The organism is Pseudomonas glycinae (genome assembly GCF_001594225.2).
GTDB lineage: Bacteria > Pseudomonadota > Gammaproteobacteria > Pseudomonadales > Pseudomonadaceae > Aquipseudomonas > Aquipseudomonas glycinae.
The window spans coordinates 2,445,528-2,459,020 of the sequence record NZ_CP014205.2 but is presented as its reverse complement, the minus strand read 5'-3'; the positions used below and the strand labels follow the sequence as shown (position 1 = coordinate 2,459,020).

The 13,493-nt window shown below is 62.7% G+C and carries 17 protein-coding genes; 4 read left to right on the top strand and 13 right to left on the bottom strand.

Features of this window, described 5'->3' with window-relative positions; all coding sequences use genetic code 11:
* Positions 1-182: 182 nt before the first annotated feature.
* From AWU82_RS10915 to AWU82_RS10900, 4 genes are all read right to left on the bottom strand, one after another.
* Entirely contained in the window at positions 183-644 is a 462-nt protein-coding gene (locus AWU82_RS10915) for a hypothetical protein (protein ID WP_190241578.1), read from the bottom strand.
* 99 nt (positions 645-743) lie between these two features.
* Positions 744-899 carry a hypothetical protein gene (locus AWU82_RS10910; protein ID WP_190241577.1) on the bottom strand — a complete coding sequence of 52 codons (156 nt, stop codon included), beginning with the start codon at positions 897-899 and terminating at the stop codon, positions 744-746.
* Positions 900-923: 24 nt separating this feature from the next.
* Positions 924-1,304 carry a hypothetical protein gene (locus tag AWU82_RS10905; protein ID WP_190241576.1) on the bottom strand — a complete coding sequence of 127 codons (381 nt, stop codon included), beginning with the start codon at positions 1,302-1,304 and terminating at the stop codon, positions 924-926.
* A 262-nt stretch (positions 1,305-1,566) separates the two neighbouring features.
* Positions 1,567-2,418: a CAP domain-containing protein gene (locus AWU82_RS10900; protein WP_064379534.1), complete on the bottom strand. Its 852-nt coding sequence runs from the start codon at positions 2,416-2,418 to the stop codon at positions 1,567-1,569.
* Between the two features lie 199 nt (positions 2,419-2,617).
* On the opposite strand from AWU82_RS10900, the gene AWU82_RS10895 reads away from it, so the two are divergent.
* Positions 2,618-3,238, top strand: a complete 621-nt coding sequence (locus AWU82_RS10895; protein ID WP_064379532.1) for a cell wall hydrolase — start codon at positions 2,618-2,620, stop codon at positions 3,236-3,238.
* Between the two features lie 87 nt (positions 3,239-3,325).
* Here the strand turns inward: AWU82_RS10895 and AWU82_RS10890 are convergent, their stop codons facing one another.
* From AWU82_RS10890 to AWU82_RS10875, 4 genes are all read right to left on the bottom strand, one after another.
* Positions 3,326-4,732, bottom strand: coding sequence for a heavy metal sensor histidine kinase (locus tag AWU82_RS10890; protein WP_064379531.1), 1,407 nt, complete (start codon positions 4,730-4,732; stop codon positions 3,326-3,328).
* A complete protein-coding gene (locus tag AWU82_RS10885; RefSeq protein WP_011334751.1) occupies positions 4,729-5,400 on the bottom strand; it encodes a heavy metal response regulator transcription factor in 672 nt (223 codons plus the stop codon). Before AWU82_RS10885 ends, AWU82_RS10890 begins: the two co-directional genes overlap by 4 nt.
* Before the next feature lie 12 nt (positions 5,401-5,412).
* Positions 5,413-5,670, bottom strand: coding sequence for a DUF2790 domain-containing protein (locus AWU82_RS10880; RefSeq protein ID WP_064379529.1), 258 nt, complete (start codon positions 5,668-5,670; stop codon positions 5,413-5,415).
* Between the two features lie 147 nt (positions 5,671-5,817).
* Positions 5,818-6,531, bottom strand: coding sequence for a murein L,D-transpeptidase catalytic domain family protein (locus AWU82_RS10875; RefSeq protein ID WP_011334749.1), 714 nt, complete (start codon positions 6,529-6,531; stop codon positions 5,818-5,820).
* Positions 6,532-6,682: 151 nt separating this feature from the next.
* Here AWU82_RS10875 and AWU82_RS10870 point away from each other — a divergent pair, with 151 nt between their 5' ends.
* A complete protein-coding gene (locus AWU82_RS10870) occupies positions 6,683-8,296 on the top strand; it encodes a L,D-transpeptidase family protein (RefSeq protein WP_064379527.1) in 1,614 nt (537 codons plus the stop codon).
* Positions 8,297-8,299: 3 nt separating this feature from the next.
* On the opposite strand, the gene AWU82_RS10865 is transcribed toward AWU82_RS10870, so the two are convergent.
* Complete coding sequence (locus AWU82_RS10865) at positions 8,300-8,815, bottom strand: HvfX family Cu-binding RiPP maturation protein (protein ID WP_064379525.1); 516 nt, start codon at positions 8,813-8,815, stop codon at positions 8,300-8,302.
* A 58-nt stretch (positions 8,816-8,873) separates the two neighbouring features.
* Positions 8,874-9,077, bottom strand: coding sequence for an HvfA family oxazolone/thioamide-modified RiPP metallophore (locus tag AWU82_RS10860; RefSeq protein ID WP_064379524.1), 204 nt, complete (start codon positions 9,075-9,077; stop codon positions 8,874-8,876).
* Positions 9,078-9,440: 363 nt separating this feature from the next.
* Here AWU82_RS10860 and glsB point away from each other — a divergent pair, with 363 nt between their 5' ends.
* Both glsB and AWU82_RS10850 read left to right on the top strand, forming a co-directional pair.
* A complete protein-coding gene (glsB, locus tag AWU82_RS10855) occupies positions 9,441-10,349 on the top strand; it encodes a glutaminase B (RefSeq protein ID WP_064379522.1) in 909 nt (302 codons plus the stop codon).
* Positions 10,350-10,418: 69 nt separating this feature from the next.
* A complete protein-coding gene (locus tag AWU82_RS10850; protein ID WP_064379520.1) occupies positions 10,419-11,921 on the top strand; it encodes an aldehyde dehydrogenase family protein in 1,503 nt (500 codons plus the stop codon).
* Between the two features lie 48 nt (positions 11,922-11,969).
* Here AWU82_RS10850 and AWU82_RS10845 read toward each other — a convergent pair whose 3' ends face one another.
* From AWU82_RS10845 to cynS, 3 genes are all read right to left on the bottom strand, one after another.
* Complete coding sequence (locus tag AWU82_RS10845; protein ID WP_064379518.1) at positions 11,970-12,629, bottom strand: carbonic anhydrase; 660 nt, start codon at positions 12,627-12,629, stop codon at positions 11,970-11,972.
* Positions 12,630-12,641: 12 nt separating this feature from the next.
* Positions 12,642-12,878 (bottom strand): DUF2790 domain-containing protein, encoded by a 237-nt coding sequence (locus AWU82_RS10840; RefSeq protein WP_064379516.1) that lies wholly within the window; start codon positions 12,876-12,878, stop codon positions 12,642-12,644.
* An 83-nt stretch (positions 12,879-12,961) separates the two neighbouring features.
* Positions 12,962-13,426 carry a cyanase gene (gene cynS / locus AWU82_RS10835; protein WP_064379515.1) on the bottom strand — a complete coding sequence of 155 codons (465 nt, stop codon included), beginning with the start codon at positions 13,424-13,426 and terminating at the stop codon, positions 12,962-12,964.
* Positions 13,427-13,493: the final 67 nt, after the last annotated feature.

Genomic DNA, 13,493 nt, shown 5'->3' with positions numbered 1-13,493 from the left:
ACCCTTCGGCAGGAGTTCTCGCCATGCTCGTCCAACCAAAAAAAGCCATCGGCACGCTCGCACTGCTCGACCCTGACCTTCCCGGCGCCAAGCAGCTGCCGAACGGAGAATGGGCCATCAACCGCGCCGCCGCACTGCTCAACTTCCCTACTCTGGGCATGAAAGTGCAGATCCCGGTCTGGTCAAACAAAAGTCTGGCCGACAAGGTTGAGCTGTTGCTCAACAACCTCGTGGTCGATCAGCAAACCGTTACCCAGGATGGCGAACTGACCCAGCGCGCTACCTTGTTCGTCGCACCGGGCCGTTTTCAGAGCGGTACGTGGGATCTGGCCTATCGGGTGACGCGCTTCAACCAGGCGCCAGAACTTTTTACGCCACCGCTCAAACTCTTGGTCAAACTGGAAATCCCCGCCGGCCAGGACACCGATCCCGGGCAGGGTCACTCCAACCTGCACATGGAGTTCAGGCCGTCGGAAATTGTCCAGGACGGTGTCGACAAGGACACCGCCGAAAATGGCGTGGACATCCGGATAACTGCCAAACCCGGCAGCGGCTCCAGCCTGCCCTACCCCGACATCGCCGTCGGCGACGTGATCTGGGTGAGCTGGGGCGGCAACATGGTGCCGTCGGATCCGGTTACTCAAGAGCAAATCAATGATCCACTGAAGAACCCTATCGTGATCCACATCGGCAAGGACGTCATCCTCGCGGCGGGTGACTCCGGGAACGAAGGGCTGGCGGTGTCATTCTTCGTCAGAGATTTTGCAGACAACGATTCCGAAGACTGGTGCAAGGAAACGCGCATCGTCGTCGACACCGGCAACTCGAGGCTGGAGGGACCGATTCTTGAGCAGGCTGACGGGAACGACCTCGATCTCGACCAGCTGGGTAAAGAGCAATTAAAGCTCCAGGTCTTTGCTGCCTCACCCGTCGATTTCAACCAGGGCGACACCATCATCATGCGCTTGCAAGGCACCACCCTCGACGGCGAACGCATCCAGGTCGAAGCCCGCCAGACCATCAACAAAAAACCACCGCTGGTGGTCGATGTGCTGATGGACAACGACGGTGCCCGGGCACTGGCAAAAAACCAGGGGGTGTTTTCCTTCGACCTGGAACGTGGCGGCAGCATCATTCAGCGCTCCAGAGGCCGCTTCATCAACATGCTCGGCGAACCCACCCGCCTGGCAGCCCCCATCGTCGAAAGCGCCGTGAGCGGTGCGCTTGATCCCGACTTGCCGAGCGTGATCGTCCGCATCCCCTACGATCCGCTGATCACCCCGGACAACGCCATTGAAATCCACTGGAGCATTACCCTTGCGGACGGCACCGTTTTCGAGCCTGAGCTGGCCTGGATCTTTCCGACCCAGCAGGAGGCCGATGACCCTGAGGGGTTCATCGTCATCATTTCAGGCCCCGAGTACCTGAAACCCGGCGAAGGCGGCAACCTGGTGGTGTCAAGCGAGCTTGCTCGCGATATCAATGTGTCAGTTACATCAACGGTGAATGACACACCGCCATCGCGAGCAAGCTCGCTCCCACAGTATTCAGTGGTGGTCTTAAGACTTACTCGCCGCCAAACATCGCAGTCCAGTAAATCCCGGCACTGCTCTTCGGATCAACTGCGTAAGCAGCGCCGAGCTCGCGGTACTGCGGGTTCATCAGGTTGGCGCAATGGCCAGGGCTGGCGAGCCAGCCGGCAACGACTTTCTGCACCGTGTCCTGCCCGGCGGCGATGTTCTCGCCGACCTGCTGACCGCTGTAACCGGCCAGTTCTGCGCGGTCGCCGGGAGTACCGCCGTTGCGGTCCTTGTGGTCAAAATAATTGTTGTTGGCCATCTCGCGGCTGTGTTCCTGGGCAACGCCGCCGAGCACCGCGTTCCATGCCAGCGGCGCAGTCGCTGCGAATGCCTGACCGCCGCACTGGCGCGGCTGGGCGCGGGCGGCGTTGAGTTGCTCGAGGAGTTTCTGGCCTTCAGCCTGACCGTCGCCGAGTCGGGCGGACAGCAGTGGCCGGGCGAGGGTGATGCGCCAGTCACGATCAGCGCGGCTGACGCCGATATCGACGAACTGCGGATCCAGCACCACCTGACAGAAGCTTTCCTGAATCGCCTTCATCGCCGACGCCGCATCCCGTGGCCCGTTCAGGGTGATCGCCTGCACGTTGACCATCGGGTAGCGAGCGCTGGACATCGCCTGCTGCAAATCCACCACGCCGCTGGCCGGCAGAATCAGGCGCGGATCGGCCGACAGCGGCGGCAATTCGCTGGACGCCTGGCTGCCACAACGCTGCGGCTGGCTGCGGTAGCTGTTGATCGACTCGATCAATTGCGACTCGTCGGTGGCCATGGCCGAAGTGGCCAGCGCCAGGCCCACGGACAACGCGGCGAGTCGCAGAACGGATGGCATGAAGCGCATGGAAATCTCCCTTGGGCTGAGTGCGCACATCATGCGCGAAAGGGCCCCGGTTCGTGCAATGTCTTTTTCTTCACAACGCGGATTTTTCTGCCGAACGATTCCGTGCAATTTGCCGTCTACACTTCGCGAAGACCCCGGAAACCGGGCGTCTCAACCACGTAACACTTCGCCCGCATCGGGCCCTGCCGGAAGAATGATCATGGGATTGAACGGGTTGCTTTGCTGTCTTGCGTTGACCCTGCTGAGCGGTGCTGCGCTGGCCACCGATCAGGCGCCGATCAAGGAAAAGGCCGAGGCGAAAGCCGAGGTTCTGGAAGAGAAGGCTGCCGACAAACCCGACGCACCTCCGGCACCCAAATCCGAAGCCATCACCCCGACCGAAGCACAGGCGGTCGACCCCGCCGGCGCCGCACCGCTGGACGATCCGATCACCTGTCTGGCGCGCAGCATCTATTGGGAAGCCAAGGGCAAGGACACTGCCGACATGGAAGGCGTGGCCAGTGTGGTGATGAATCGCCTCGGGCATGACGGCTTTCCAGGCACGGTGTGCGAGGTGGTCAAGCAGGGCTCGGAAAGCAAGAGTTGCCAGTTTTCCTGGTGGTGCGACGGGCGTCCGGATCAGGTCAAGGAAGATGCCGAATACGCGCTGGCCAAGGAAATCGCCGGCAAGGCGCTGAACCGTCAACTCACCGATCGCACTCACGGCGCGCTGTACTTCCACGACCGCAACGTACATCCGAGCTGGGCCAAGGAATACAGGAAAACAGCCGAGACCAGGAAATTCCTGTTCTACAAACCCGCGGGCGGGGATGCGCGTTAGGCGCAGACTTCGCGCACACAATGGCGCCGTCGCACTGCATTTTCCTTGTGGGAGCAGGTTCGCTCCCACAGGGAGAACTTGGCGAAATCAGTCGCGGGGTTGTCGGGCCGGAAAGAACAGTTCAAAGCAGGTGATCCCGTCGGCGCTGCTGACGCTGTAACGACCCTGATGCAACTGCATGATGGTCGCGACAATCGACAGGCCCAGTCCGTTGGATTGGGCCGAGCGCTCGCGAGACGGATCGACGCGGTAGAAACGCTCGAACAGCCGCGACAGATGTTCTGCCGGAATGGTCGCGCCCTGATTGCGTACCCGCAGGTAGCTGCCGTCCGCTTCAGCGATGGCTTCGACCTGCAACGTCGAGTCCGCCGCGCCGTACTTGATCGCGTTGGCGCACAGGTTGGCCAGGGCCCGCCGCAGCAACATCGGCTCGGCCCAGATCACGCCGCTGCCACTGGCCTCGATGGTGACGCCGACATCCGCCGCCAATCCTTCGAAGTAATCGGCAATGCGTTGCATCTCATCGCTGGCGTCCAGCTCCTGCCGCTGGCTCAGCGCGCTGGCCGGGTCGGTGCGGGCGAGAAACAGCATGTTGTCGAGCATCCGCGCCAGCCGTTCGAGTTCTTCGACGTTGGAGGCCAGCAACTGCTGATAGGCGTCGACGCTGCGGTTCTGTTGCAAGGCAACCTGGGTTTCACCGAGCAGGTTGTTGATCGGCGTGCGCAGTTCGTGGGCCATGTCGGTGGAGACCTGACTGAGTTGCGCAACCCCTCGATCGAGCCGGTCCAGCATCGCGTTGAAGGCTTCGATCATCGGCTGCAATTCCTTCGGCGTGCCTTGGCGGTCGAGGCGTTCGCCAAGGTTGGCGATGCCGATCCCGTGGGCATGTCGGGCCATCCGCCGCAACGGCAGCAGGCCGCGATACACCAGCAGACAGCCGACCAGCGCCAGCACAATCGCGGCCAATGACGCGAGGCCGTACACGCTGAGCCGGTAATTGGCGAGCATTGCCGTGCGCTCGGTCATCAGGCGTCCGGTGAGCACCTGCAGGTTGCCCAGATCGCCCGAGTCGATGGTCGCCGCCACCGCCGAAAACGGCACACCGTCGACGCTCGGCAAGTGCTGTACATCGCTCAGGGCCATCGGATGATCGATCGGTACGGCGGGCAAGTTCGGGGTGGCGAGGTTGCCGGGGTTGACCACCAGCAACGGCGGCTGGCCGGGTGCGCCGATGGTCAGCAAGGCTTCGCGGTTGCCGAGCATGTTCTGAAACAGCGCCGGCTTGTTCTTGATCAGTTCCAGGGTGTTGCTGTCGTTGAGGAAGGTGCGCAACTGATCGACGCGACTGACCAACTGGATGTCATCGCGGCGAATCAGAGCTGCTTCCAGTTGGTTGTACAGCGCCGCGCCCAGGCCTCCCAGTGCGGCAAAGGCGAGCACGGCGAAGACCAGCGCCAGACGCAAGGTCAGGGAATAAGTGCCGGCGATTTTCATGGTTGGGTATCGAAGCGGTAGCCGATGCCGCGCACGCTGTGGATCAGCTTGAGCGGGAACGGATCGTCGATCTTCGCCCGCAGGCGGCGCACGGCGACATCGACCACATTGGTGTCACTGTCGAAATTCATGTCCCACACCCGCGAGGCGATCAGCGAACGCGACAGCACTTGCCCGGTGTGGGCGGCAAACAGTTGCAGCAGGGCGAATTCCTTGTTGGTCAGGGTGATCCGGTTGCCGGCCCGGGTGACCCGACGCTTGAGCACGTCGATCTGCAGGTCGGCCACCTGCAATTGCTCCTCTTCATGGATCGGCCCACGCCGGGTCAGGGTGCGCAGGCGCGCCACCAGTTCGGCGAAGGAAAACGGCTTGATCAGGTAATCGTCAGCGCCCAGTTCCAGACCCTTGACCCGGTCGGCGATGTCATCGCGGGCGGTGAGGAACAGCACTGGCGTGTCGGTTTCCTTGCGCAGCCGGCGCAGGACTTCCCAGCCATCCATTTTCGGCATCATCACGTCCAGCACGATCACATCGAAGTCGAATTCCAGCGCCAGGTGCAGACCGTCGGCGCCGTCCCGGGCCAGGCTCACGCTGTAGCCCAGTTCCTGCAAGCCGTTGAGCAAATAATTGCCGGCCTTGGGTTCGTCTTCGACAACAAGGATATTCATGGCTACTGCGCCTCAATGGTCGTTGGTGCAGCCGCTGCCTTGCACTTGGTAGTCCAGCACATGTTCACGGCCCTGGTGGTCGAGGTAGTCGAGCTGCGCGGGGATCACGCCGCAGGCCTGGGAAATATCGGTGCTGGAGAGGACTTTGTCGACATCCAGGTGCACGAAGTAGCCGGTTTTGTCATGAATGACGGCAGCGTCCGGCGCGGGTGCGGCGAACACGGAACCGGTGGCGAGGAGGGCGGTGAAAGCGAGGATCAGGGTTTTCATGATGGGTCACTCGAGTCGTTGAAGTTGATCGGCGTTCTGGCCGGGACAACTTCAAGCTACCGGGCGATCCGCTCGGCAAACCGACAACTCGATGACAAATCTGTAATAAACCGAACCTGTGGGAGCCAGCGCACTCCCACAGAGTATTCAGCTGGCGTGAGTGCTGAGAATGCTCGCGATCTGTTGTGGCTGGCAGTTGAGGTACGGCGAGGATTTCAGCCACTGCTGATCCGGGTACCAGGAGAACATGAATTGGCCATTCTTCAGACTGTCGATCACCCGTTTGGCAACCTGCGGTCGCACGGCCGGGCAACCCTGGCTGCGGCCCAGACGGCCGGTACGTTTGCTCCAGAACGGGTTCACGTAGTCGGCGGCGTGGATCACGATGGCGCGGTCACGGGCCATGTCGTTGATGCCCGGTTCCAGACCGTCCATGCGCAGCGAGTAGCCGTGGGTGCCCTGGTAACTTTCCTGGGTGCGGAACAGGCCGAGGCTGGACTGGAAACTGCCTTCACGGTTGGAAAACCGGGTGGCGAAGTTTTCCCCGGAGTTCGAGCCGTGGGCGACCAGATCGCGCAGCACCAGTTTTTTCCGGGTCAGGTCGAAGATCCACAACCGGCGCTCGGTGGACGGCTGCGAATAGTCGATGATCGCCAGGTGACGGGACTGCTTCGCGCCGTTGTTGATCGCACATTGCATGGCGTTCAAGGCACCTTTCAGCGCCTGGGGATTGAGTTCCGGCGCGGCGTGGGCGAGGCTGGTGTACAGAACCGGCGAAGAGGTACCGGCGGCAAAGGCTGGACTGGTCAGCACGCCAAGGGCGGTGGCAGTCAGCAGAAGTCGGCGCAAAAACGTCAACATTTAACGTGAGTCTCCACTTGCTACTTGTTCGGCACTTAGGCTCCTGACGTCCAGTCGTCCCCGGCAGGCCCACGAATCGGGCCTGACTGTTCACCGCACCTGAGGTAAGGTTGACCGTCAATCAGGACGGCCATGGATTGGAGTAAAGCAGTTGTTCAAAAAGTACGCATGCTACTTGAGCATTTGTTTGCTCGCTGCGCCGTTTGTCGCTTGCGCCGAAGAGCCGTTGCCGGGACTCCCGACGCTGCCGCCCGTGCCGACGGAAATGCCCATCGAACCGCAGAGCCCGTTGCAGGCTGCGCTGATCAGCCTGCCCCAGGCGTGCCCGACGATCGGCACCAGTCTCAACGGCCCGGCGCTGGATCAGTTGCGCGCGTTCTACCAGCAGCAGGACTGGCTGCCGGTGTGGGCCGATGGCGGGCAATTGCCGGCCTTGCATGCGCAATTGCAGCTGTTGGCCGACGATGGCCTGAACCCGAAACGCTATCCGGTGGCGCTCACCGCGCCGCAGGACGGCGAACTGTGCGCCGATATCGAGATCAGCCGTTACTACCTGCAAGCCCTGCAGGATCTGCACTACGGCCGCCTGTTGCAATCGCACTTCGAACCGCTGTGGCATTCCGACGAAACGCCTCGCGACCGTCAGGCTGAATTGCTAGCGATCGCCGTGCCGGGCGTGCACAACGTTCCGGCTGCCTTCGATCTGGCCCGTCCACAGCTGGCGCAGTACCAGAACCTGCGTCATCTGTATGCCGCGCAGCGCCTCAAAGCCTTGCCGCAGTGGACGTCGGTGGGCAATGGGCCGTTGCTGCGTCCGGACATGGAAGACAAGCGCGTGCCTGAACTGGCCCGCCGGCTGTACAGCGAAGGCTATCTGAACAGTGTGGTCGGCACGCCGGACAACGCTTATCACGGCGTATTGGTGGAGGCGGTGAAGAGCTTTCAGGCCAACCATTCGTTGCAGGCCGACGGGGTGGTGGGGCCGGGGACGATTGCCGAACTCAACATCAGTCCGCTGACTCGCCGTGAACAATTGCGGGTCAACCTTGAACGTTTCCGCTGGATGGCCCAGGACATGGAGCCGGACGGTCTGCTGGTCAACGTCGCCGCGGCCGAGCTGACGCTTTATCAGGGTGGCCTGCCGGTGTGGCAGACCCGCACCCAGGTCGGGCGCGCCGAACGCCAGACCCCGCTGCTCAAATCCCGGGTCACGCGCCTGACCCTGAACCCGACCTGGACCGTGCCGCCGACCATCTGGAAGGAAGACAAGCTGCCGGAAATCCGCAAGGACCAGACGTTCCTCAGCCGCCAGAACCTGCAAGTGCTCGACGCCAACGGCCAGCCGCTGGCCGCCGCCGACATCGACTGGGACAACCCCGGCAACATCCTCCTGCGTCAGGACGCCGGGCCGCGCAACCCGCTCGGGCAGATGGTCATTCGGTTCCCCAACCCGTTCTCGGTGTACCTGCATGACACGCCGAGCAAGGCGCTGTTCGACAAGGGGCCTCGGGCGTTCAGCTCCGGCTGCGTACGGGTCGAGCATCCGATGAAGCTGCGCGATTTGCTGCTCAGCCCGGCGGAAAAGGCGCGCACCGACACCTTGCTCGCCACCGGCACCACCCATGAATTCCGCCTGAGCAATCCCGTGCCGATCCTCATGACTTACTGGACGGCCCAGGTTGACGGCCAGGGCCGCGTGCTTTACGCGCCGGACATCTACAGCCGGGACAGCGCGTTGCTGGCGGGGCTGGACCGGGCGCATTGATCCTCAACGGCTGGCGCGTTTCCAGAACAACCGCGCCAGCCACGCATCCACACTCAACTTGCCGGCACCGGCGAATACCAGCGGCACCAGTGCGGCGAGGTAGATCGCCGGCAGCTTGAAGTTGCCGAAGCCCTTGTTGGTGATCGCGTAACCCTGGGCCAGCTCACTCAGTGATGACCAGTCCGCCGGCCAGTGCACGGCAGCGGTGGCGACGACGGTCACGACAATCAGCGAAATCGCCGAAATCCGCGTGCCGAATCCGATCAGGATCGCCAGTGCGCAGATCAGCTCGGCCCACATCGAAAGCTCCCAGTTCAGCGTCGCCGGAAGATGATCGAAGGGAAACGGGAACCGCTCCTGAATGTCTTCGAACCAGTTCTGGCCGTTGAATTTCTCCAGCCCCGATTCAAAAAACTCCCAGGCGATGAACAGGCGCAAGGTCAGCGGCGCGAGCCACTGGCCGGCGCGGTCAAGGTTCACATGCAGGCCTTTGACGGCCGACGAGAGAGCTGTGGTCATGGCAAGGCTCCATTCATTCAAAAGAAAACGGGGCACCGACGTGCCCCGTAAAAAAGGGTTACTCGCCAGCGCCGCATTTGCCTTCGCCGCATTTACCTTCCGAGGTTTTTTCCGCCGAGTCGGCCTTGGCCTGGGTCTGGCTATAGCCGTGATCCAGTTGCTTGACGCTGAACGCGTCTGAAGCCGAAGCCGCGTTGGACAGGGCCAGGCCACCGGCAAGCAGCAGGCCCAGAGTCAGGGAGGTTTTCGAGCGCTTGGTCATGGTGTATCTCCGATGCGATAGGTGAGTTCAAAGGCTTGATCGGGGCTGCCGATCGACAGGTTCATTTGAACGTCGGGCTGTATCGCGGATGTGTCGCGAAGGGCCGGATTTGTGCGCGGGATGTGTCGGGTGTCGGGCCGTACACAGTGCGATACACAGCCTGCGCAGAAACCTGTGGGAGCGAGCTTGCTCGCGATAGCGGTGGGTCAGGCGCCGAGGGGGCTGGCTGTGCTGGCCTGATCGCGAGCAAGCTCCCTCCCACACTGGATCTTCAATTATTCCGAATGTGTGATTTGCCTCCGACCCGCAGCGTCTAGCCACCGTGTCCCCGCAATCCCATGGGGCGAGACTTCGAGACCCGGCATGCAAGCGCTGTTGAACGAGATCCTTGACGCGGTCCGGCCCCTGATCGGGCAGGGCAAAGTGGCTGACTACATTCCCGCCCTCGGCACTGTGCCGGCCAATCAATTGGGCATCGCCGTATATGGCAATGACGGCGAGATGTATTGCGCCGGCGATGCCGAGACGCCGTTCTCGGTGCAGAGTATTTCCAAGGTGTTCAGCCTGGTGCAGGCCATCGAACATTCCGGCGAGGCGATCTGGGAACGCCTGGGCCACGAGCCGTCCGGCCAGCCGTTCAACTCGCTGGTGCAGCTGGAGTTCGAACGCGGTCGTCCGCGCAATCCGTTCATCAATGCCGGGGCGCTGGTGATCTGCGACATCAACCAGTCGCGCTTTGCCGCACCGGCCTTGTCGATGCGCGACTTCGTGCGGCGGCTGTCGGGCAACCCGCAGGTGATGGTCGACGGCAAGGTCGCTGACTCCGAATACCAGCACCGCGCGCGAAACGCGGCGATGGCGTACCTGATGCAATCCTTCGGCAATTTCCACAATGACGTTGAGGCGGTGTTGCGCAGCTATTTCAGCCACTGCGCGTTGCGCATGAGCTGCATCGACCTGGCCCGGGCCTTCTGCTTCCTGGCCAACGACGGTTTCTGCAAACACAGCGGCGAGCAGATCCTCAGCCGACGCCAGACCCAGCAAGTCAACTCGATCATGGCCACCAGCGGTCTATACGATGAGGCCGGCAACTTCGCCTATCGCGTCGGCCTGCCGGGCAAGAGCGGCGTCGGTGGCGGCATCGTCGCGGTGGTGCCGGGGCAGTTCACAGTGTGCGTGTGGTCGCCGGAGCTGAACACGGCGGGCAACTCGCTGGCGGGGATGGCGGCGCTGGAAATGCTCAGCTCGCGGATTGGCTGGTCGGTGTTCTGAGCCCGTGTTGCTTTGAGGGAGGCCAACCTATACATTTTCCGGCCGCCCTCAATATGGTGAATCCGCTCCATGTCTCTCGCGCTCGAACGTCTCGTCGCTGGCACGCCTATTCCTTTCGCCGGTAACCGCGTCACCGTGGTCAGCCCCGAACTGGCCGAGCGTTTCCGACCCGGCGACCACCTGTTGGTGGAGCAGGTGAGCGGCGAGCTGCTGCTGATTCCGGTGGTGGATCAGCAGGCTGCATCGGTAGCGATCGAGCGTGCAGCGGCGGCGTTTACGGCGTTGTCCGCTGTGCCGGATGAGGCCATCAGCCGCTTCTTCGATCTGTTTGCCCAACGTCTGGAAAACCCGGACGCCTGGGCACTGATCGAAACCGCCAACCTTGCCGACATCGAGCGGGCCAAGGCGCGCGGTCGTTCCACTACCCGTTTGCTCGCCGACGAGCGCATGCGCCGCGACATGATCGCCGGCCTGCGCGCCTGGCGTGATGCGCCGGCGACGCGTGGCAAGGTGATCAGCAGCGTCGAACATGATGGCTGGAAGGTCGAGCAGGTGGTGTCGCCGCTGGGCATCGTCGCGTTCGTGTTCGAAGGCCGGCCTAACGTCTTTGCCGACGCTGCTGGTGTACTGCGCACCGGCAACACCGCCGTACTGCGCATTGGCAGCGATGCGCTGGGCACCGCGCAAGCTATCGTCACTCACGCCCTGAACCCGGCGCTGGCCGATGCCGGACTGCCGGCGGGAGCGGTGTCGCTGGTGGAGAGCGTCAACCACGCCGCCGGTTGGGCGATGTTCGCCGACCGGCGTCTGTCGCTGGCGGTGGCCCGTGGTTCGGGCCGTGCGGTCAGCCAGTTGGGCAGCATCGCCCAGCAGGCCGGCACCGCCGTCAGCCTGCACGGCACCGGTGGCGCGTGGCTGATTGCTGATCGCGATGCCGACGCCAAGCGCTTCGCCGCGGTGGTACGCAACTCGCTGGACCGCAAAGTCTGCAACACTTTGAACGTCTGCCTGATCCAGCGCGACCGCGCCGCCGAGCTGGTGCCGCTGTTCCTCGATGCCTTGAAACAGGCCGGTACCGCGCGCGGTCAGGGCTGCAAATTGCACATCGTCGAAGGCAGCGAAAGCTACCTGCCGGGCGACTGGCAGAACGCGACGGTCGAGGTCTATCGCGCCGAGGGTTACCAGACCGAAGCGCTGGCCGAGCCGCTGCCGGAAGCGCAATTGGGCCGCGAGTGGGAATGGGAAGAAACCCCGGAAACCAGCCTGATGATCGTCGACGATCTGGATCAGGCCATCGCGTTGTTCAATCGCTACAGCCCGCAGTTCACCGTGTCGCTGATCAGCGAAGACGCGGCGGTTCAGGAGCGTTTCTACAGCGCGGTCAACGCGCCGTTCGTGGGCAACGGGATCACCCGTTGGGTCGATGGCCAGTACGCGCTGAACAAACCGGAACTGGGCCTTTCGAACTGGGAAAGCGGCCGGTTGTTTGCCCGCAGCGCGATCCTCTCCGGCGACGGTGTGTTCACCGTGCGCAGCCGCATGACGCAAATCGATCTGGGCGTAAAACGCTGAACAGAACAACGCCGCGCCCGTCGCAATGACGGGCGCGGCGTTGTGTTTTCAAGCAGCATCGACTGCCTGACCGTACACCGCGCACGTCGACGGTTGCTCGGCCAGCGAGACGAAGGTACGGCGGTCGGCACTCAGCGCGTCGATCGAGCCGGTCTCGATGTCGTAGACCCAGCCATGCAGATTCAGCAGGCCTTTCTCCTGGGCCAGGCGCACGCTCGGGTGCGTCTGGATGTTCGCCAGTTGCGCGATCACGTTTTCCCGCACCATCGAACTCAGCCTGGCGGCGTCATTGGCGTGCGGCCGCGATTCGTTGACCACTTTCGCCGACTCGGCGTGTTGCAGCCAGCCGCTGACGGCGGGCAGGTGATCCATGCATTTGCACTGGGCGATGGCGGTCATGGCGCCGCAATCGGAGTGCCCGCAGATCACGATGTCGGTCACGCCGAGCACGGCTACCGCGTATTCCACCGTTGCCGAAACCCCGCCCGGATGCGGGCTGTAGGACGGCACGATATTGCCGGCGTTGCGGATCACGAACAACTCGCCGGGCTCTTGCTGGGTCAGCAGTTCCGGGACGACGCGGCTGTCGGAGCAGGTGATGAACAAGGTGCCCGGGGTTTGAGTCGTCGCCAGGTGTTTGAACAGCTCGGAGCGTTGTGGAAACGCTTCGTTCTGGAACTTCAGGAAGCCTTCGATCAGGTTTTTCATGGTGCAGTCCTCTCAGTTCGAACAGCCGGTGCCGAATTCGCTGTATTGAAGAATGTGTTTTGCGCCGTGGCTGTCGAGGTAAGTCATCTCGACCGGCACTACGCCGCAGACGTCGGCGACCGGGGTGATGTTCACGACTTCAGCGATATCCAAAGACATGCCGTAGCGGTAGGCGACGGCCTCTTCATCAGCCTGGGCCTGGGCGGCCAGGCCGGCGAGCAGGGCCAGGGTCAACAGAATTTTTTGCATGGGGCAGCCTCCAGACAGATGTGGTGACGACAGGGCAATTCAGGTTTGGATGGGCCCGTACGCGGTGTACGGGCCCGGAGGGTTCAGAACGGACGCAGCGGAAGGAACTTGCCGTCGAGGGTGACCACGGCGCGGGAACCACCTTCAGGGTCTTCGACTTTCTTGATGTCGAGCTTGAAGTTGATCGCGCTGATGATGCCGTCGCCGAACTGCTCGTGAACCAGCGCCTTCAGGGTGGTGCCGTAGATCTGGATCATCTCGTGGAAGCGGTAGATGGTCGGGTCGGTCGGCACACCGTCGAGGCTGCCGCGCAGCGGGATGATTTGCAGGGCGGCGACGTCTGCGACGCTCAGCTCAAGCTTGTCGCCGACCACTTCGGCAGCAGCTTTTGGCAGTGGATGCTGGCCGAGGAGGGCGGCGGTGACGTAGGCCAGGCTCAGGCCGGTGCCGTCGGCGAGGTCCTGCCACGACAGGTTTTTCTGAGCCTTGGCATCCAGGACGCGGGTGGTCAGGGCGATGCGGCTATCGTTGTAGGCTTGGGATTGCATGGTGCTTCTCCTTTCGGGGTTGGCTTGCTGTGTGGGATTCATCTTCTGCCGATTGATCCATAGCGTC